The organism is Pseudomonas grandcourensis (genome assembly GCF_039909015.1).
Classification (GTDB): Bacteria; Pseudomonadota; Gammaproteobacteria; order Pseudomonadales; family Pseudomonadaceae; genus Aquipseudomonas; species Aquipseudomonas grandcourensis.
Genome location: NZ_CP150919.1, coordinates 5,339,507 through 5,360,196, shown reverse-complemented (window position 1 = coordinate 5,360,196; position 20,690 = coordinate 5,339,507). Strand labels below are relative to the sequence as shown.

Below are 20,690 nucleotides of genomic sequence, written 5' to 3'. Positions count from 1 at the left end.
CGGCAGGACACATCCTCATCGCCCCCTAAGTGGACTCGTAATGCTCTGGCCTTTGGCTGCGTCAGACTGAGCTTCTCCGCGAGCTGTGCCGCCCCTAAGTAAAACTTCTTCTGGAGATCTAGCTCACGCACCGCCGCCGCATCGGCAGGATCGTCACCACCGATATAGCGAACAGGAGCGCCTTCTTAGTAAAATGAACGACTAGGTTCACCCCTTCACAATCCTTCCGTGTGCCTACCGTCGCCAGTCGAGGAAATACCTCATGGATTCCTTACCCGGCGCGCACGGATTTCTCGATGCGGTCAATGTCGCGCTCTGAAACTTCTACCTCTTCGACCGCAATAGTCTCGTTTTCGCCGAAGCAAAAACAAAAAAAGGGCTGCCAGCTGGCAACCCTTTTCGCAGAACCCGTTTCATTTTTTATGAGATGGGTTCAGGTTTTGATGCGACTTCACGACTAGGGAATCAATCCCAGCTCAAAGCCCCACCAGTCTGATACTCAATCACTCTCGTCTCAAAGAAGTTCTTCTCTTTCTTCAAGTCCATGATCTCGCTCATCCAAGGGAACGGGTTGGTCGTCCCTGGATACTCTTCCTTCAAACCGATCTGCGACAGGCGACGGTTAGCGATGAACTTCAGGTAGTCCTCCATCATCGCCGCATTCATACCCAACACCCCACGAGGCATGGTGTCACGTGCGTATTCGATCTCCAGCTGAGTACCTTGCAGAATCATCTGCGAAGCCTCTTCCTTCATCTCGGCATCCCACAAATGCGGGTTTTCGATTTTGATCTGGTTGATCACGTCGATGCCGAAGTTCAGGTGCATGGATTCGTCGCGCAGGATGTACTGGAACTGCTCGGCGACGCCGGTCATTTTGTTGCGGCGGCCCATGGAGAGGATCTGGGTGAAGCCGCAGTAGAAGAAGATGCCTTCCAGAACGCAGTAGTAGGCGATCAGGTTGCGCAGCAACTCTTTGTCGGTTTCGACGGTGCCGGTTTCGAACTTCGGATCGGAGATCGAACGGGTGTATTTCAGGCCCCAGGTGGCTTTTTTCGCGACCGACGGGATCTCGTGGTACATGTTGAAGATTTCGCCTTCATCCATGGCCAGCGATTCGATGCAGTACTGGTAGGCGTGGGTGTGGATCGCCTCTTCGAAGGCCTGGCGCAGGATGTACTGGCGGCATTCCGGGTTGGTGATCAGGCGGTACACGGCCAGGACCAGGTTGTTGGCAACCAGGGAGTCGGCGGTGGAGAAGAAGCCGAGGTTGCGCATCACGATGCGGCGCTCGTCGTCGGTCAGGCCTTCCGGGTCTTTCCAGAGGGCGATGTCGGCGGTCATGTTGACTTCTTGCGGCATCCAGTGGTTTGCGCAGCCGTCCAGGTACTTCTGCCAGGCCCAGTCGTACTTGAAGGGTACGAGTTGGTTGAGGTCGGCGCGGCAGTTGATCATGCGCTTTTCGTCAACGGCGACACGGGCGGAGGCGCCTTCGAGTTCGGCGAGGCCTTCGGCGACGTCGAGGGAATCCAGGGCAGCTTTGGCGCGGGCAACGGCGGCGGAGTCAGTGGCGGTCACGGCACGGGCTTCCAGGGCGGCGGCACCGCCGGCGCTGTCGAGACGGTCCATGTTGGCTTCGGTGGCGTGGCCAGCGTTAGTGCCCTTGACTGCTACTTCCGTGTCTTCTTTGTCGAATTCGTCCCAGCTCAGCATGACGTGTCGTCTCCTGCGTGAGGGCCAGTGTGCCCGTGTGAAATTGGATAGGTCAGTTTTTCACACGGCCTTACTGGCCGCGTTGGATCTAAAGGAATCGTTTTTTGCGGCAGCTATACGCAGGCATCAAACAGAATTTTGTACGGGGTTCCGAGAGCCACTGATGGGCGCAGCAAGCTTTGATCGCTTGTGCGGGGCTTCAGACTGGCTTTTCGTCCCTGTAAGGGAATATTGCAGGCCCGTTTAAGGCCGCATTATAGGGAAGTTTTGCGTGCTGTGGTGCGGCGAAATGGCTCACGGATCGGTCGACGGGGGCCGTTTTTCGGTCGGAGTGAGGGTTTACAGGGCTTTGGAGGGCATTGGCGGGGGAAGATTTTTTTTCCTGATTTTTTGCCCCGGATTATTTTTGTTCAAGAAATAACCAAAAAAGGCTTTTTTCACTACATCTTGTGTTTCGGTGGGGTTTTCTCAGGCTCCAGACACAACTAAGCCCGACCGAAGTCGGGCTGTGAAGTCACGCTGGCGGATCAGCTCAGGTGAGCGGCGCCGACGTGATCTGCGCCATCGGCGGCGAGGCGGGCGGCACCAGTATGGTCAGCGCCATCGGAGGCCAGTTTGCCTGCGCCGATGTGATCGGCACCATCGGCGGCGAAGGATGCGGAACCGGTGTGGTCGTAACCGTCGGAAACGACAGCGGCTTCAGTGGTGTAAGCAGCCGAGCCGGTGCGGTCGTAACCATCGGCAGCGAAGGTGTTGGCAGCCAGGACGGAGAGGGTCAGGGCGAGGATCAGTTGGGTTTTCATGGTCGTTACTCCAGTTTCGCAGGTGTTGTTTGTCTTGGGTTGCAGTTGATTCTACGCCTGCCATTTCGATTAAAAAGCGCAAATAAATGCTTAAAGCAATCGAATTAATAGATCTTTAAGGTTCGGCGCTTCATCTGCCTGATCGCGGCGGGTGGGTCGAACCTTTTGGGGGAGGGGTGAAGCAGGAGATCAGCCGTTGGAGCAGCCGTTGCCCATCGCGCTGTAACGCAGGATATGCCGTTGGCCGTTGGAGTCTTCGTATTCCATTTTCATCGGTACAACTTCACACACGTTCGGTGCTTCGCTCATGGAGATCACTTTGGCGATGTCCAGATTCATCGAGTAAGTGTATTCCTCGATGGGTGGTTGTTGCTGGGCGACATCAGTCGGGACCTCGCCGGCCATGGCGGTTACGCACACGCTGCTGAGGGCCAGAACCAATAAAGCTTTCATTTAATATTTACCTTTTAGAGGTCGAAAGGGGGCACGCAATCCTTTTGGGATTGCGTGTGGAGCTTCAGTACCAGGGTGTTTGATTAACTGCCTTCGTGGGGGCTGCAACTGGGTTAATCAGGTTGCCTTGTTGGCGTGGCTGATTTTAGGCGTGGGCGCCTCGTCCATATAGCCGTGGATTTGATAAACACTTTTGACAGATCCTGTAACAATCCCCGGTCTGTGCGGGTCTCAGCCTTGAAATGGGTGTTCTTTAGTGCCCCTTCGCGAGCAGGCTCGCTCCCACAGGTACCGCGGCGGTAGTGGGTTTGAAGGTTTTTCACGACATTTTGTAGGGGCTTGTTACTACCATCGTCGAATGGTTCTATAGGCCCGGCCCCGCTAAAACGTGGTCATACAAAAACAACTATTCCACCGAGGTAAGAAAGATGAGTGCGGCTTCCCTGTATCCCGTTCGTCCCGAGGTTCTGGCTAACACGCTGACCGACGAGGCGACCTACAAGGCGATGTACCAGCAGTCGGTCGTCAACCCCGACGGCTTCTGGCGCGAGCAAGCCAAGCGCCTCGACTGGATCAAGCCTTTCACCACGGTGAAGCAGACTTCCTTCGACGATCACCATGTCGACATCAAATGGTTCGCCGACGGCACCCTGAACGTTTCCTACAACTGCCTCGACCGCCATCTGGCCGAGCGCGGTGATCAGGTCGCGATCATCTGGGAGGGCGATGACCCTGCCGAAAGCCGCAACATCACCTACCGCGAATTGCACGAGCAAGTGTGCAAGTTCGCCAACGCCCTGCGTGGCCAGGACGTGCACCGCGGCGACGTGGTGACTATCTATATGCCGATGATCCCCGAAGCCGTGGTCGCCATGCTGGCCTGTACCCGGATCGGCGCGATTCACTCGGTGGTGTTCGGCGGGTTCTCGCCGGAAGCCCTGGCCGGTCGCATCATCGACTGCAAATCCAAAGTGGTGATCACCGCTGACGAAGGTATTCGTGCCGGCAAGAGGATCCCGCTCAAGGCCAACGTCGACGACGCGCTGACCAACCCGGAAACCAGCAGCATCCAGAAAGTCATCGTGTGCAAGCGCACCGGTGGCGACATCAAGTGGAACCAGCATCGCGACATCTGGTTCGAGGACCTGATGAAGGTGGCCGGCACCGTTTGCGCGCCGAAAGAGATGGGCGCCGAAGAAGCGCTGTTCATCCTTTATACCTCGGGCTCCACCGGCAAGCCCAAGGGCGTGCAGCACACCACTGGCGGCTACCTGCTGTATGCAGCCATGACCCACGAGCGCGTGTTCGACTACCGCCCGGGTGAAATCTTCTGGTGCACCGCCGACGTCGGCTGGGTCACCGGCCACAGTTACATCGTCTACGGCCCGCTGGCCAACGGCGCGACCACGCTGTTGTTCGAAGGCGTGCCGAACTACCCGGACATCACCCGGGTAGCGAAGATCGTCGACAAGCACAAGGTCAACATCCTCTACACCGCGCCGACCGCAATCCGCGCCATGATGGCTTCGGGCACCGCCGCTGTTGAAGGGGCTGACGGCAGCAGCCTGCGCCTGTTGGGTTCGGTGGGCGAGCCGATCAACCCGGAAGCCTGGGACTGGTACTACAAGAATGTCGGCAAGTCCCGTTGCCCGATCGTCGACACCTGGTGGCAGACCGAAACCGGCGGCAACATGATGAGCCCGCTACCCGGCGCTCATGCGCTCAAGCCAGGCTCTGCGGCGCGTCCGTTCTTCGGCGTGGTGCCGGCACTGGTGGACAACCTGGGCAACATCGTCGAAGGCGAGGCCGAGGGCAACCTGGTGATTCTCGATTCGTGGCCAGGCCAGGCGCGTACGCTGTTTGGCGACCATGACCGCTTCGTCGACACTTACTTCAAGACCTTCCGTGGCATGTACTTCACTGGTGACGGCGCCCGTCGCGATGCCGATGGTTACTACTGGATCACCGGTCGCGTGGACGACGTGCTCAACGTGTCCGGCCACCGCATGGGTACCGCCGAGATCGAAAGCGCGATGGTCGCTCACCCGAAAGTCGCCGAAGCCGCTGTGGTCGGTGTGCCGCACGACATCAAGGGGCAGGGCATTTATGTCTATGTCACCCTTAAGAACGGTGAAGAGCCGAACGAGCAACTGCGCCTGGAACTGAAAAACTGGGTGCGCAAGGAGATCGGCCCGATTGCTTCGCCGGATGTGATCCAGTGGGCACCGGGGCTGCCGAAGACTCGCTCGGGCAAGATCATGCGGCGGATTCTGCGCAAGATTGCGACGGCTGAGTACGATGGGTTGGGTGATATCTCCACCTTGGCTGATCCGAGTGTGGTGCAGCACCTGATTGATACGCACAAGACGATGAATGTCGCGTAAGCGCTGGTTCTGAGTCACTGAAAGCCCTGTCAGGTGTTGCGCCTGGCGGGGCTTTTTTGTGTCTGGGGTTTTTGTGTTGGCTGGGCTGGCCTCTTCGCGGGCAAGCCCGCTCCCACAGGTTTCGTGGTGTGGTTCAGATCGCGTGCACACCGCAAATCCCTGTGGGAGCGGGCTTGCCCGCGAAGGCGATCTGTCAGACACCCAATAAACAACAGCCAATAAATATCGGCTTCAGCCGTAGGACGATTCCTACTGTTACCCGCATTCTTTCAGGTTACTGAATGTGTAACCGCATCGCGCCAATACGGGGCATTGGGAAACGCCGGAGGCCAAATCCGGGCCTGAAATGCGCCTCAAAAAAATAAGCCACTACACTGCGCTTGCCGGATTAGAAGGGTTTGCCAATAATAGGCCCGCAATTTGCAACATAGATCGGTTCAATGTCTTTTGCTCTTGCATGATTTTGCAGGGCTGTCAACGCGCTAAAACGGCTTTCTCAGTGCTTCTGTAATTAGTTGTCGCATTGAAGAAATATCGGCCTCGGGCCTGTCGTTAGAATGCCGATCACTCGCTCGTCGTTGCTCGTGTTGAAATTTCGCACGCGCAATGTAGGACGCAGCACTGCTTTCCGGTTCCACTCACTCGCATATTGGGCTGTTGCTCACTCTGCCGTTTTTGCCCTTTACCGATGGAGTCCCAAGATGAAGAAACTCGTGCTGCTTGGCGCCCTGGCACTGTCCGTGCTGTCCCTGCCAACCTTCGCCGATGAAAAACCTCTGAAAATCGGTATCGAGGCGGCTTACCCTCCGTTCGCGTCCAAAGCGCCGGACGGCAGCATCGTTGGTTTCGACTACGACATCGGCAACGCTCTGTGCGAAGAGATGAAGGTCAAGTGCGTTTGGGTCGAGCAAGAGTTCGACGGCCTGATCCCTGCGCTTAAAGTGCGCAAGATCGACGCGATCCTGTCGTCCATGTCGATCACTGAAGATCGCAAGAAGTCCGTGGACTTCACCAACAAGTACTACAACACCCCGGCTCGCCTGGTGATGAAGGAAGGCACTCAGGTCAGTGAAGGCCTGACCGAGCTCAAGGGCAAGAACATTGGCGTGCAGCGTGGTTCGATCCACGAGCGTTTCGCCCGCGAAGTCCTGGCCCCGCTGGGTGCCGAGATCAAGCCTTACGGTTCGCAGAACGAAATTTACCTCGACGTGGCCGCCGGCCGCCTCGACGGCACCGTGGCAGACGCTACGCTTCTGGATGACGGTTTCCTGAAAACCGACGCCGGTAAAGGTTTCGCCTTCGTCGGCCCTGCGTTCACCGACGTCAAATACTTCGGCGACGGCGTAGGCATCGCGGTGCGCAAAGGCGACAAGGAAGATCTGGACAAGCTCAACAACGCTATCGCGGCCATTCGTGCGAACGGCAAGTACAAGCAAATCCAGGACAAGTACTTCGCCTTCGATATCTACGGCAAGTAATACGTCCCAGCGACAAGTCCGAAATGGCGCAAGCAACAGGATCTCTGAGGTTTGCGCCATTTTTTCATCCCAACTTTCGAGGACCTGAATCATGTTGAAAGGCTACGGGGCTGTCATCCTCGATGGCGCTTGGCTGACGCTTCAGCTCGCCTTGTCGTCCATGGCCATGGCCATCGTTCTGGGCCTGATCGGCGTGGCACTGCGTCTGTCGCCGGTGCGCTGGCTGGCCTGGCTGGGCGACCTGTATTCCACGGTGATCCGCGGTATTCCCGACCTGGTGCTGATCCTGCTGATTTTCTACGGCGGACAGGACCTGCTCAACCGCGTCGCACCGCTGCTCGGCTTTGACGAGTACATCGACCTGAACCCGTTGGCCGCCGGTATCGGCACCTTGGGCTTCATCTTCGGTGCGTACCTGTCGGAAACCTTCCGTGGCGCCTTCATGGCGATCCCCAAAGGTCAGGCCGAAGCCGGCATGGCTTACGGCATGAGCAGTTTTCAGGTGTTCTTCCGGGTGTTGGTGCCACAGATGATTCGCCTGGCGATTCCGGGTTTCACCAACAACTGGCTGGTATTGACCAAGGCGACCGCGCTGATTTCGGTGGTGGGTCTGCAAGACATGATGTTCAAGGCCAAGCAGGCGGCCGATGCCACCCGCGAGCCTTTCACCTTCTTCCTCGCAGTGGCCGCGATGTACCTGGTGATCACCAGTGTGTCGTTGCTGGCATTGCGTCACCTTGAGAAGCGCTACTCGGTAGGCGTAAGGGCGGCTGATCTATGATCTTCGACTACAACGTCATTTGGGAGGCCTTGCCGCTGTACCTCGGCGGCCTGGTGACCACCCTCAAACTGCTCGCGCTGTCGCTGTTCTTCGGCTTGCTGTGCGCCTTGCCGCTGGGCCTGATGCGCGTCTCGAAAAACGCGGTCGTCAACATGTCGGCCTGGCTCTACACCTACGTGATCCGCGGCACGCCGATGCTGGTGCAGCTGTTCTTGATCTACTACGGTCTGGCGCAATTCGAAGCGGTGCGTGAAAGCTTCCTCTGGCCGTGGCTGTCCAGCGCAACGTTCTGTGCGTGCCTGGCGTTCGCGATCAACACCAGCGCCTACACCGCCGAAATCATCGCCGGCAGCCTGCGCGCCACGCCGAACGGCGAGATCGAAGCGGCCAAGGCCATGGGCATGTCGCGGTTCAAAATGTACAAGCGCATCCTGCTGCCGTCGGCCCTGCGCCGCGCGCTGCCGCAGTACAGCAACGAAGTGATCATGATGCTGCAGACCACCAGTCTGGCGTCCATCGTGACCCTGATCGACATCACCGGTGCCGCGCGCACGGTCAACGCCCAGTTCTACCTGCCGTTCGAGGCGTACATCACCGCCGGCGTGTTCTACCTGTGCCTGACCTTCATCCTGGTGAAGCTGTTCAAGATGGCCGAGCGCCGCTGGCTGGGCTACCTGGCCCCGCGCAAGCACTGAATACCACTGACTGACTGTTTTTGTGAGAACCGACAGCATGTACAAACTTGAAGTCCAAGACCTGCATAAACGCTATGGCAGTCACGAAGTGCTCAAGGGCGTGTCCCTGAAAGCGGCAGCCGGCGATGTGATCAGCATCATCGGTTCCAGTGGCTCCGGCAAAAGTACTTTCCTGCGCTGCATCAACCTGCTGGAGCAGCCGCACGCGGGCAGGATCCTGCTCAACAACGAAGAGCTGAAGCTGGTGGCGAACAAGGACGGCGCGCTGAAGGCGGCCGACCCGAAACAGCTGCAACGCATGCGTTCGCGCCTGTCGATGGTGTTCCAGCATTTCAACCTGTGGTCGCACATGACCGCGCTGGAAAACATCATGGAAGCGCCGGTGCATGTGCTGGGCATGTCCAAGGCTGAAGCTCGCGAGAAAGCCGAGCACTACCTGAACAAGGTGGGCGTGGCCCATCGCAAGGATGCTTACCCTGGCCACATGTCCGGCGGCGAGCAGCAGCGCGTGGCGATTGCCCGTGCGCTGGCGATGGAGCCTGAGGTGATGCTGTTCGACGAGCCGACCTCGGCCCTCGACCCGGAGCTGGTCGGCGATGTGCTGAAAGTCATGCAGGCCCTGGCCCAGGAAGGCCGGACCATGGTCGTGGTGACCCACGAAATGGGCTTTGCCCGCGAAGTGTCGAACCAGTTGGTGTTCCTGCACAAAGGTCTGGTCGAAGAAAGCGGCAACCCGCGCGAAGTGCTGGTGAACCCGCAATCCGAGCGTTTGCAGCAATTCCTGTCCGGCAGCTTGAAGTAATCGCTCCCGTTACGCACCAAATTAGGCCATGCTGCGCAGCGCGCGCCAGATGGTCTAATTTGGTTGCAGCCGCTTCTGGCTTTTAACACTGTTTTCGCTTCGGATTGCCCACCATGACTGCCCATCGAATTGGTTTCCTGATTTGGCCCAGCACTAAAGCACTGACGCTTGCGCTGGCTGAGGAGGCCTTGCGTGTTGCCCAGCGTGTGCATCCGGACGTGGTTTACGAGTTGTCGTTCCTGCAGGCCGAACCGCCGGCCGAAAACGCCTGGCAATTGCCGGGTGAGGCGTGGACCGGCAAACTCGAAAACTTCCAGAAACTGTTCCTGCTCGCTGACGAACCACCGACCGCATTGGCGCCGGCGCTCAGCAGTGCGCTCAAACAACTGGTGCGTTCCGGTTGCGTGATCGGCGGTCTGTCGGCCGGGGTTTACCCGCTGGCACAACTGGGCTTGCTCGACGGTTATCGCGCGGCCGTGCATTGGCGCTGGCAGGACGATTTCGCTGAGCGCTTTCCGAAGGTCATCGCCACCAGCCACCTGTTCGACTGGGATCGCGATCGCCTGACCGCGTGCGGCGGCATGTCGGTGCTCGACCTGTTGCTGGCCGTGCTGGCCCGCGACCATGGTGCGGAACTGGCCGGTGCGGTATCCGAAGAACTGGTGGTCGAGCGCATCCGCGAGGGCGGCGAACGCCAGCGCATTCCGTTGCAGAACCGCCTCGGTTCCAGCCATCCGAAGCTCACTCAAGCCGTGTTGCTCATGGAAGCCAACATCGAAGAGCCGCTGACCACCGACGAAATCGCCCAACATGTGTGCGTGTCCCGTCGGCAGTTGGAGCGGATCTTCAAGCAATACCTCAACCGTGTGCCGAGCCAGTACTACCTGGAGCTGCGCCTGAACAAGGCCCGGCAAATGTTGATGCAAACCAGCAAGTCGATCATCCAGATCGGCCTGTCCTGTGGCTTCTCCTCGGGGCCGCATTTCTCCAGCGCCTACCGCAATTTCTTCGGTGCCACGCCGCGGGAAGATCGCAACCAGCGGCGCAGCAGCAGCCCGTTCGAATTGTCATCGGTGCCGCCGGAGCGCGGTTGATCCGCGCCTGATCCCGATCAACTTTCCGGTTCGGACGTCTCGGATGTCGACACCTCCAGTTCTGCTCGATCGATGACTTCCTGAACTCCGAAGTCGACGCTGGTCAGCCTGAAATACTCAAGCAGGATTTGCAGGCTTTCTTCAGACAACGGATTACCCCGCAGGCTGATGCTTTCGGCGACCTCCAACGGTAGCTCGAGGAGGTCGGCGGGTATCTGGCTGATCGCGTTGTCGCTCAGGTCCACGGTTTCCAGGCTCTTGAGCTGCATCAGTCCGGCGGGTAATTCGCTGAGCTCGCAGTTGTCCAGTTGCAAGGTCGCCAGGTCCGTCATCTGGCTGATATCCGGAGCAAGCCCCAGTGGATTGTTTCTCAAGTCGATGAATTCCAGCCGGGCCATCTCGGCCAGGTTCAGGACCGACTGCGGGGTCAGGGTGATGTTGCAGTCCAGGAGATTGAGAGACTTCAAATCGCTCATCCGGAAAATCGCCTCCGGGATATCGCCCAGCCTGAAGTCGTTGATCACCAGGGTCTTGAGTTTGGGGAAGCGCTCCAGGAACCCGGTGATACCTGTGGTCAGGCCGCTCTCGCTACTCAGGTAAACCATGGAAACATGGCTGAAGTCTGCGCTCAGTGTCGGCAGGTTGCCGGTAATCCGCGTCTCCAGACTCAGGTCATAAGTAGTCGCCTGCAGCGTATCGTTGAAATCATCCGGACCGGTTTCCCGGCGCCAGCAGCGCAGTACGGACTCTCTGAATGCGTCCCGCGTCGAATGTTCGATCAGCAGTTGCTGGGCCGTGAAGGGTTGGTTGCTGTGGGGGTGGACGGCTGGAATATTGCCGGTCCAGGCCGACAGGTCGTTTTCAAGGGTGGTGAGTTCCGCTTCCAAGCGGGTCAATGCGATTCGACCCTCGTCCAGTGTGCCGGGTAACAGGAGCGCGAATTTGCTGGCGTCCTCTTGGTCCATCATGGGGTACAGCGCTTGCACGCGGTGGATGTCGGCTTCCTCGGCAAAGATACCGAAGTCCTGATGGGTCTGGAGGAAGTGCTGCTTGAGGCGTTCACGGGTTGCGCCGGAAAACGGATTGTTGCCCAGGTCGAACCCCTCCTGGGTGCTTCGTTGCAGCGTGAACAGTGCGCCGGACAACTCTTTGATCTGGTTGTCATTGAGCAGGGCGGTGCGCAGGCGCGGACGCGTCATCAATTCGCGCGGGAGTTCAGTGATGCCTGTTTGCGATAGGTCGATGTAGTTCAAATCGGGCATGCTGCCGACATCGGGTGCCAGGCCCAGGGGGTTCTTGTACAAGTCCATTGTGGTCAACCGATGTTGGCCCGCGAGCCCGACTTGGCTTTCGGGGCTGAGGGTGATCGCGCAATTGCTCAGAATGAGCTCTTCGAGTTGCAGCGATGCAAGGGTGTCCGGCAGGCGACCAAGGTTGAAGTCGCGCAGTTTCAGGAAACGTAGCCCGGTAAAACTGCGCAGAAACTCGTGCATGCCCCGCGTGGCGCTACCGCCATCCATCCTTAGCATGCTGATGCCGCTGAAGTCGGTGCCCAGGGTTGGTAATTGGCCGATGATGGGTTGGAGGAAGTTGAGGTCGACTGCTTCAAGCGCGGTCTCGGGGAGGGTCCATTGCTGGCGCCAACAGTCGGCCAGATGGATAGTGAATTGACGGCGGACCTGCTGTTGCGCAGCGAATTGCTCGGGCGTGATCCCGATTTGCGTATCCGGAATGAACAGCGGAATTTCATCGCGCCAGGACGAAAGCGTCTCCAGCAGTTGCGCGTGTTGAGTCATCAGCCGACTCAGTTCTGCCCGTGGTCCGCTGGGGTGTTGCTGCAAGCGTTCGACGAAGGCGTCGAGCTCTTCGGCGGACAGATGGGGAAACAGTGTCTGCGCCCGACTTTGCAAGGTCGGTATGTTGCGTGGCATTTGACGATACCCGTCACCGCCACCAAGCAAGCGCATCACCTTTGGGTCGTAGGTGGGTTTGAGGTCGGGGTGTTGAGCCAGCAGCGCGCGCAATGCATCACGGCTCAAGGCGTGCTGGCGAATCAGCTGCTTGAGCCGTTCACCTTCACCGATATTCAGATTCAGGGCGGTGCGTTCGCTGTCCGGCATGGCCTGTAGCAGGCAGGTGTAAAGCGAGCCCGTGCCGCTGAGTTCTTCGCCGTCATGATCGAAGGCCTGATACGAGCCTTCTTCTCTGAGCACCAGCACTTTACGCAGGGGCGCGTCGACACGGCCAAGGCTGTCGATCAGCGGACCTTCATGGGCGTACTGGCGGATTTCCAGACGTAGCTCTGCCGTCCAGCCCGGCAGTTTTTCCAGGGTGTGCAAGGCCAGCCGGTCGGTGTCGAGGTTGTTCTCGGTCGATGGCAATTCAAGCCCCTCGTAGGCGCGAGTCACGCGCACTTGCAGTCTGGCCTCCCGGCTCAGCTCGGCTAATCGAGGGGCAAGGGTTGCGTTTTTCAGCTGCTGCAGTTCCAGGTCGCTTGCTGTGTCCACAATCGCTTGTGCAACGCTGCGTGGCAGCCCGGGTTCGGCATCCATGACCACTTGTACGGCTGCGCGAGCGCCACGTTCGAGTCGGCGGTAACGCTGGTCGAACAGCGTCTGCCGTTTCTGTTCGGCAAGCCGCGCGAGTATCTGGCGCAACCGCTGCGCCCGGTTTTCCGCGGTTGGGGAGCGGTGACCGAACTCTTCGCCCAGCAGCGTTCTGGCTTCGCTGTCCGACAGGGCCAGGAGAAAGGTTTTCAGCAGGTCGCCGTCGGTGAGGCGGGCGATATCGATTTGCACCACGGGCACATCGGGTGCCGGGCTTTGCCAAAGGGTTTGCGTATTGTCGTCGAACAGTCGCAAGCCTTTGTCTGCCGGCCAGTAGCCGTTTTCATTGAGCAGTTCCAACTGTGTCACCGGATCCGCCTTGAGGAAGTGTTCCGGCTGGTCACTGCCGATCTGATCGATAAAGGCTTGTATGTCCTGTTCGATCCCGAAGCGTTTGAGTGTGTCGGCCAATAGCGGCGGCACCTGTCCGGCATTCACGTGCATCTTGCGCAGGGCATCTTCGTGGCTGCCGCTGATGCTGAGGATGCGCTCGCGGGTGCTGGCCGAAAAACGCTGCATGTCCGGGCCGACACGGTGCAATACGGTGGACTGGTCCCAGCTCAACGGCTGGTCGAGTTCGGTTTGCCAGGCACCGCTGCCGTTGTGTCGCAGTTGTGGTTTGTAGGCGTCAGGGCGGGTGGGGTGGTCGATGCGGTACTCGCCGGTTAGCGGGGTCTTGCTCACGGCGTAGTGCTTGTTTTCCAGGGGCAGCAGGTTTTTGCCCTGATGCGGGTGCAATCCCAGCTCATCCGGTTTTGCATCCTTGGGTAAAACCCCGGGGTGTTCATAGCCGGTCAGGTCGGGCTGCCAGTAGCGGGTGTCGCCGTTCGGCCGTTTTACCGTATTGAAGCGGTCGATGAATTCAACGATCTCCCGGGGCAATACCGAGCGAAATTCGCCGGCGGCGATCGCACCCCCTGCGGCAAAGGTCCCCAGTTGCACCGCGGACTCCACCACCCCCATCAAGTGCCCGAAGGCCTCGCGACTCTGCCCCTCGGCCCAGTCGACCACGCTTTCGAAGGTTTCGTCGAGCAACTGGTAGGCCATGTAGCCCAGCATCAGTTCGCCGAGAAACGGCACGAACGGCAGTGCGACGAAAGCGGCGATGTTCAGCAGTGCCGAGGCAATTTCCGTGAAGGAATCCCACAGCGCCCAGCGGGCTTTCTGGTCGACCGTTGCAGTGGACACCGCGATCACCCGCGCATCGTTGAGGATCTTGTTGAGTTTGCTCTGGTAGAGGTGAGTCCACAGGTCTGCTGTGACAGGCGTTGCCACGATCTTCAGATCCGCGCGCGGGTTGGGCTGTTCCCGCCAGGTCGGACGAGGATCGCCTGGCTGGACCGGTTGCCAGGTGATCGGCACAAGCAACTGGTTCAGTTGTGCGAAAAAGTGACCGCGGTCCTCATGGTTAATGAAGCGACTGAAAAACTGTTGATAGGCGGGGTCACATAGACGCCAGCCCAGTTCCTCGGCGAAGGCCGCAGACGAGGGGTATTCCTTGATCGGCTGTTCGGGGTCGCCCGGTATATAAGCCACCACGCGAACCACTTCCCGAGCGCGCTCCAGGTCTGGGGCAAACAGCAGGATGCCGGTGAGGCGCGCGTTGAGGATCGTCAGGTCATGACCGCGCCATGGCTGCCTGTGCAGGCGCAGATGCGGCAGGTTGTCGAGCAGGCCGAGCATCAGGCTGTGGGTGTCGCTGCCCAGCAGGTTTTGCATCTGCGCCAGGTGCAATGCGGCGGTGATTGCGGATTTCTGGCTGTCGCGGATTTTCCCTTGCAGCAGCGCCGAGTCCACCGGGTTGCCGATACTCAGGTTGTCTTCCAGATAGGTTTTATAGCGCTGGCCAATGTCCAGCCCCCGACACATGCCGGTAAATGCCGTGACAGGCATTTTTTCCAGGATCAGCGGCAAAGTCAGGAATTGCCCGTTGGAAGACGGCGCGGTGATGTACGTCGAGGCCGGCTCGAAGGCATCGAAGCGGGTCTCGGCATCTTCGAAATTGTGCAGCGCGGCGTCCAGTAGCGATACCGTCCAGATGCGCGCAGCGCCCGACTTCAGCCGTAGCCACGGCAGGTGATCAGGTAGGTAGAGGCGCAAAAACGTTTCGCGCACATTCAGATCCAGGCCGAAGCGGCGCTTGATTTCGGCCTTGAGCAACGGTTCGGCGAAGTCCGCGGGGTTCTGCAGGTTGGCCAGCGCCTTGTCGACCTGGTTTTGGCTGGAGACCTGTCGGGCGATCAATCTGGTGAGTTCGGTGTGGTGATGTTTCGATGCGGCCCCTAGTCCGGCGGGGAGGGCAGGGGTGATGTTGCGCAGCGCCTCGCGTCGGTGGGGCGCCGTATGGCGGAGCCAGGAGGGGATGACATTCTGCAGATGCTGGAAATGAGCATCCGGCCTGAAAGCATCGGAAGTAACAGTGGCAGTAGATTCGGTAGTCATGGGGTCAGTGGCCGTTGGCTTTGAAGGGCCACTAGGAAAACCCGCGAACCTGGACGCTGTGCGGTACATATTTACCGCACTCGGACCATTGGCAAGCGTTACAACGCAGCAAGCCTGCCGCAAACGCCCGCCGCCAGTTAAACTGCGCCTTTGCGACCCTATATGTCGCATTGCCGTAAACCCGGGAAAATCCGGGGTTTGCGCTATAAGAAGTTGTCGCTTGGCGGCAAGGCCGGGCTGAAAACTGTCCTTACAATCCTCACCAAGCTCGCCAGTTTCAGGCGAGTGTTTTCTCTTCAGGAGACTCCGATGTCCGTTGAGCACGCTGCGGTACAACGCGCCGATTTCGATCAGGTAATGGTTCCCAACTATGCGCCTGCCGCATTCATTCCTGTGCGTGGCGCCGGTTCCCGCGTTTGGGACCAGTCCGGCCGCGAGCTGATCGACTTCGCCGGCGGGATTGCCGTCAACGTATTGGGTCACGCGCATCCGGCGCTGGTCGGTGCCTTGACCGAGCAGGCGAACAAGCTGTGGCACGTGTCCAACGTGTTCACCAATGAGCCGGCCCTGCGCCTGGCGCACAAGCTGGTCGACGCCACCTTTGCCGAGCGCGCCTTCTTCTGTAACTCCGGCGCCGAAGCCAACGAGGCCGCCTTCAAGCTGGCCCGTCGTGTCGCGTTTGACCGTTATGGCAGCGAGAAGTACGAAATCATCGCCGCGCTCAACAGCTTCCACGGCCGTACCCTGTTCACCGTGAACGTCGGTGGCCAGTCGAAGTATTCCGACGGCTTCGGTCCGAAGATCACCGGTATCACCCACGTGCCGTACAACGATCTGGCTGCGTTGAAAGCCGCCGTTTCCGACAAGACCTGCGCCGTGGTCCTGGAGCCGATTCAAGGTGAGGGCGGCGTACTGCCGGCCGAACTGGCTTACCTGCAAGGCGCCCGCGAACTGTGCAACGAGCACAACGCGCTGCTGGTGTTCGACGAAGTGCAAACCGGCATGGGCCGTACTGGCCACCTGTTCGCCTACCAGCATTACGGTGTGACCCCGGACATCCTGACCAGCGCCAAGAGCCTGGGCGGCGGTTTCCCGATCGCCGCCATGCTGACCACTGAAGACCTGGCCAAGCACCTGGTCGTCGGCACCCACGGCACCACTTACGGCGGCAACCCGCTGGCGTGCGCTGTCGCCGAAGCCGTGATCGACGTGATCAACACCCCTGAAGTGCTGGCCGGCGTTAACGCCAAGCACGACAAGTTCAAGGCACGCCTTGAGCAGATCGGCGAGAAGTACGGCCTGTTCACCCAGGTCCGTGGCCTGGGTCTGTTGATCGGCTGCGTGCTGAGCGATGCCTGGAAAGGCAAGGCCAAGGACATCTTCAACGCCGCTGAACAAGAAGGCCTGATGATTCTGCAAGCCGGCCCGGACGTGGTGCGTTTCGCCCCGAGCCTGGTGGTGGAAGACGCCGATATCGATGCCGGTCTGGACCGCTTCGAACGTGCCGCAGCAAAACTGACGCAAGCCTGATAGACCCTTCGACGCCTGCAAGTCAGGCGTCGAACCCAATTTTTATGCCGGCCCCGCTTTTCTGTAGGAGCGAGCCTGCTCGCGATGGTGTGTCAGTCGACTACTTTGTTGCTGATCCACCATCGCGAGCAGGCTCGCTCCTACCGAGGTCTTCAAAAGGCAGGGCCGGCTTATTTTCCTCAAAGAGTTTTAGAAAAAGGAGTGACACCATGCTGGTGATGCGCCCCGCGCAAATGGCTGATCTGGGCGAGGTACAGCGTCTGGCTGCGGACAGTCCGATTGGTGTCACTTCCTTGCCGGATGACGTTGAACGCCTGAGCGACAAGATCGCCGCAAGCGAAGCCTCGTTCGCCGCTGAAGTGAGTTTCAACGGTGAGGAAAGCTATTTCTTCGTCCTTGAAGACTCTGCCACCGGCAAGCTGGTCGGTTGCTCGGCCATCGTGGCATCGGCCGGTTACTCCGAGCCGTTCTACAGCTTTCGCAACGAAACCTTCGTGCACGCTTCCCGCGAGCTGAAGATTCACAACAAGATCCACGTGCTCTCGCAGTGCCATGACCTGACCGGCAACAGCTTGCTGACCAGCTTCTATGTGCAGCGCGAGCTGGTGGGATCGCCGTGGTCGGAGCTCAACTCCCGTGGCCGCTTGCTGTTCGTGGCCAGCCATCCGGAGCGTTTTGCCGATTCGGTGGTGACCGAGATCGTCGGTTACAGCGATGAAAACGGCGACTCGCCATTCTGGGATGCCATCGGTCGCAACTTCTTCGACCTCAACTACGCCGAAGCCGAGCGTCTGTGCGGGCTGAAAAGCCGTACGTTCCTCGCCGAACTGATGCCGCACTATCCGATCTACGTCCCACTGCTGCCGGACTCCGCTCAAGAAGCCATGGGCCAGGTGCACCCGCGGGCGCAGATCACCTTCGACATCCTGATGCGCGAAGGCTTCGAGACCGATCACTACATCGACATCTTCGACGGTGGCCCGACCCTGCATGCCCGTGTCTCGGGGATTCGTTCGATCGCCCAGAGCCGTGTGGTACCGGTGAAGATCGGCGAACCGGTCAAAGGCGTCGGTCGCCAGTATCTGGTGGCCAATGCCCAGTTGCAGGACTACCGCGCGGTGATGCTCGAGCTCGATTACGCGCCGGGCAAACCGGTGACCCTGGACTTGGAAGCGGCCGAAGCCCTGGGTGTCGGCGAGGGTGCCAGCGTGCGCCTGGTCGCGGTTTAACGTCGCAATTGATGCCTAGAAAGCAGCGAAGTTTCACGGGTGGCGCAAGCGGCCCGTTTGAGGAGATAGCATGATCGTTCGTCCCGTACGCAGCAGCGATTTACCCGCTCTGATCGACCTGGCCCGCAGCACCGGCACAGGCCTGACCACCTTGCCGGCCAACGAAGAGCGGCTGGCCCATCGGGTCGGCTGGGCCGAGAAGACCTTCCGCGGCGAAGCCGGGCGGGGCGACGCGGACTACCTGTTCGTGCTCGAAGATGACGACGCTCGCGTGGTGGGCATTTCCGCCATTGCCGGTGCCGTCGGCCTGCGTGAGCCCTGGTACAACTTCCGGGTCGGTCTGACGGTCAGCGCTTCGCAAGAGCTGAACATCTATCGTGAAATCCCGACGCTGTTCCTGGCCAACGACCTGACCGGCAACTCCGAGCTGTGCTCGCTGTTCCTGCACGCCGATTACCGTACCGGCCTCAACGGCCGCATGTTGTCCAAGGCGCGGATGCTGTTTATCGCCGAATTCCCGCAACTGTTCGGCAACAAGATCATTGCCGAGATGCGCGGTGTGTCCGACGAAGCCGGGCGTTCGCCGTTCTGGGAAAGCCTGGGTCGGCACTTCTTCAAGATGGAATTCAGCCAGGCTGACTACCTGACCGGCGTGGGCAACAAGGCGTTCATCGCCGAACTGATGCCGAAATTCCCGCTGTACACCTGCTTCCTGTCGCCGGATGCGCGCAACGTGATCGGTCAGGTTCACCCGGACACCGAGCCGGCGCTGGCCATGCTCAAGAGCGAAGGTTTCAGCTACCAGGGCTACGTCGACATTTTCGACGCGGGTCCTGCGATCGAGTGCGAAACCGCCAAGATCCGCGCCGTGCGCGACAGCCAGGCGCTGGTGCTGGCCATCGGCACGCCGGGCGACGACGCCACGCCATTCATCATTCACAACCGCAAGCGCGAAGACTGCCGCATCACTGCTGCGCCGGCACGTCTGGCCGCCGGCACCCTGGTGGTCGATCCGCAGACCGCTAAACGTCTTCAACTCAACGCTGGCGATCAAGTGCGCGCCGTGGCGTTGTCCGCAGCTCGGGAGTCGAAATAATGAAGTCGCTTTACATCGCAGGTGAATGGCTGACAGGTCAGGGCGAAGCCTTCGAGTCGCTGAACCCGGTGACCCAGCAGGTGCTGTGGTCCGGCGTTGGCGCCACCGCCGCTCAGGTCGAGTCGGCTGTGCAGGCTGCGCGTCAGGCGTTCCCGGGCTGGGCACGGCGTACCCTGGAAGAGCGTATTTCGGTGCTGGAAGCCTTCGCCGCTGCTCTGAAGAATCACGCTGACGAACTGGCCCGCACCATCGGCGAAGAAACCGGCAAACCCCTGTGGGAAGCCGCGACCGAAGTCACCAGCATGGTCAACAAAATTGCCATCTCGGTGCAGAGCTACCGCGAGCGTACCGGCGAGAAGAGCGGCCCGCTGGGCGACGCCACCGCTGTGCTGCGCCACAAGCCACACGGTGTGGTGGCGGTGTTTGGTCCTTACAACTTCCCGGGCCACCTGCCGAACGGCCATATCGTGCCGGCACTGCTGGCCGGCAACAGTGTGCTGTTCAAACCCAGCGAACTGACGCCGAAAGTCGCCGAGCTGACGGTCAAGTGCTGGATCGAGGCTGGCCTGCCGGCCGGCGTATTGAACCTGCTGCAAGGCGCTCGCGAAACCGGCATCGCCCTGGCGGCGAACCCGGGCATCGACGGGCTGTTCTTCACCGGTTCCAGCCGCACCGGCAATCACCTGCACCAGCAATTCGCCGGTCGTCCGGACAAGATCCTCGCGCTGGAGATGGGCGGTAACAACCCGCTGGTGGTCGATCAGGTCGCTGATCTCGATGCCGCCGTTTACACCATCATTCAGTCGGCGTTCATCTCCGCCGGCCAGCGTTGCACCTGTGCCCGCCGTTTGCTGGTGCCACAAGGTGCCTGGGGCGACTCGTTGCTGGCGCGCCTGGTAGCGGTCAGTGCGACTATCGAAGTCGGTGCTTTCGATCAACAACCGGCGCCATTCATGGGCTCGGTGGTTTCCCTTGGCGCTGCGAAAGCGTTGATGGACGCGCAAGAACATCTGCTGGCCAACGGTGCCGTGGCGCTGCTGGAAATGACTCAGCCTCAGGCTCAATCAGCCTTGCTGACCCCTGGCATCCTGGACGTGAGCGCCGTTGCCGATCGTCCTGACGAAGAGCTGTTCGGCCCGTTGCTGCAGGTGATCCGCTACGCTGATTTTGAAGCAGCGATCGCTGAAGCCAACGACACCGCCTACGGTCTGGCCGCGGGCCTGCTGTCGGATTCCGAAGCGCGCTACCAGCAATTCTGGCTGGAAAGCCGTGCCGGTATCGTCAACTGGAACAAGCAGTTGACCGGCGCCGCGAGCAGCGCGCCGTTCGGCGGCGTCGGCGCCTCGGGTAACCACCGCGCCAGCGCCTACTACGCGGCGGATTACTGCGCGTACCCGGTGGCCTCGCTGGAAACGCCGACCCTGGTGATGCCGTCGGCCCTTACGCCTGGCGTGAAAATGGCGTAACGCCCATTCGCGGGCAAGCCCGCTCCCACAAGGACTGCGTCGAACACAAAATTTGTGAACACTGCTGAACCTGTGGGAGCGGGCTTGCCCGCGAAGGCCGCGACTCGGTCGCACTGAA

Annotated in this window: 14 protein-coding genes; 10 read left to right on the top strand and 4 right to left on the bottom strand. The window is 59.9% G+C overall.

What is annotated here, in order from left to right:
• Window positions 1-465: 465 nt before the first annotated feature.
• The 3 genes from AABM52_RS23965 to AABM52_RS23955 all read right to left on the bottom strand — a co-directional run bounded on the left by AABM52_RS23965 (window position 466) and on the right by AABM52_RS23955 (window position 2,969).
• The gene (locus AABM52_RS23965) at window positions 466-1,713 is read right to left on the bottom strand and encodes a ribonucleotide-diphosphate reductase subunit beta (protein WP_347908441.1); all 1,248 of its coding nucleotides are present in this window, start codon (window positions 1,711-1,713) and stop codon (window positions 466-468) included.
• A gap of 527 nt (window positions 1,714-2,240) precedes the next feature.
• Window positions 2,241-2,516 carry a hypothetical protein gene (locus AABM52_RS23960; protein WP_347908438.1) on the bottom strand — a complete coding sequence of 92 codons (276 nt, stop codon included), beginning with the start codon at window positions 2,514-2,516 and terminating at the stop codon, window positions 2,241-2,243.
• Between the two features lie 189 nt (window positions 2,517-2,705).
• A complete protein-coding gene (locus AABM52_RS23955; RefSeq protein WP_347908435.1) occupies window positions 2,706-2,969 on the bottom strand; it encodes a DUF2790 domain-containing protein in 264 nt (87 codons plus the stop codon).
• Window positions 2,970-3,397: 428 nt separating this feature from the next.
• On the opposite strand from AABM52_RS23955, the gene acs reads away from it, so the two are divergent.
• The 6 genes from acs (at window position 3,398) to argR (ending at window position 10,203) form a co-directional block, all read left to right on the top strand.
• A complete protein-coding gene (gene acs, locus AABM52_RS23950) occupies window positions 3,398-5,353 on the top strand; it encodes an acetate--CoA ligase (protein ID WP_347908432.1) in 1,956 nt (651 codons plus the stop codon).
• A gap of 701 nt (window positions 5,354-6,054) precedes the next feature.
• Complete coding sequence (locus tag AABM52_RS23945; protein WP_116261908.1) at window positions 6,055-6,831, top strand: ABC transporter substrate-binding protein; 777 nt, start codon at window positions 6,055-6,057, stop codon at window positions 6,829-6,831.
• Between the two features lie 91 nt (window positions 6,832-6,922).
• Entirely contained in the window at window positions 6,923-7,612 is a 690-nt protein-coding gene (locus tag AABM52_RS23940; RefSeq protein WP_015096506.1) for an ABC transporter permease, read from the top strand.
• The gene (locus tag AABM52_RS23935) at window positions 7,609-8,307 is read left to right on the top strand and encodes an ABC transporter permease (RefSeq protein ID WP_347908429.1); all 699 of its coding nucleotides are present in this window, start codon (window positions 7,609-7,611) and stop codon (window positions 8,305-8,307) included. Before AABM52_RS23940 ends, AABM52_RS23935 begins: the two co-directional genes overlap by 4 nt.
• A 37-nt stretch (window positions 8,308-8,344) precedes the next feature.
• Window positions 8,345-9,109, top strand: a complete 765-nt coding sequence (locus tag AABM52_RS23930) for an ATP-binding cassette domain-containing protein (protein WP_347908427.1) — start codon at window positions 8,345-8,347, stop codon at window positions 9,107-9,109.
• Between the two features lie 113 nt (window positions 9,110-9,222).
• On the top strand, window positions 9,223-10,203 hold the full coding sequence (argR, locus tag AABM52_RS23925) for a transcriptional regulator ArgR (RefSeq protein WP_347908425.1): 981 nt from the start codon (window positions 9,223-9,225) through the stop codon (window positions 10,201-10,203).
• A 17-nt stretch (window positions 10,204-10,220) separates the two neighbouring features.
• Here the strand turns inward: argR and AABM52_RS23920 are convergent, their stop codons facing one another.
• Window positions 10,221-15,053, bottom strand: coding sequence for a DUF6543 domain-containing protein (locus AABM52_RS23920; protein WP_347908423.1), 4,833 nt, complete (start codon window positions 15,051-15,053; stop codon window positions 10,221-10,223).
• Window positions 15,054-15,560: 507 nt separating this feature from the next.
• Between AABM52_RS23920 and AABM52_RS23915 the strand changes: the two genes are divergently transcribed.
• The 4 genes from AABM52_RS23915 to astD all read left to right on the top strand — a co-directional run bounded on the left by AABM52_RS23915 (window position 15,561) and on the right by astD (window position 20,572).
• Window positions 15,561-16,781 (top strand): aspartate aminotransferase family protein, encoded by a 1,221-nt coding sequence (locus AABM52_RS23915; protein ID WP_347908422.1) that lies wholly within the window; start codon window positions 15,561-15,563, stop codon window positions 16,779-16,781.
• A gap of 209 nt (window positions 16,782-16,990) precedes the next feature.
• Window positions 16,991-18,010: an arginine/ornithine succinyltransferase subunit alpha gene (aruF, locus tag AABM52_RS23910; RefSeq protein ID WP_046042322.1), complete on the top strand. Its 1,020-nt coding sequence runs from the start codon at window positions 16,991-16,993 to the stop codon at window positions 18,008-18,010.
• A gap of 70 nt (window positions 18,011-18,080) precedes the next feature.
• Window positions 18,081-19,106 carry an arginine N-succinyltransferase gene (gene astA / locus AABM52_RS23905; protein WP_347908421.1) on the top strand — a complete coding sequence of 342 codons (1,026 nt, stop codon included), beginning with the start codon at window positions 18,081-18,083 and terminating at the stop codon, window positions 19,104-19,106.
• Window positions 19,103-20,572, top strand: a complete 1,470-nt coding sequence (gene astD / locus AABM52_RS23900) for a succinylglutamate-semialdehyde dehydrogenase (protein ID WP_347912680.1) — start codon at window positions 19,103-19,105, stop codon at window positions 20,570-20,572. Before astA ends, astD begins: the two co-directional genes overlap by 4 nt.
• The last annotated feature ends 118 nt before the right edge of the window (window positions 20,573-20,690 follow it).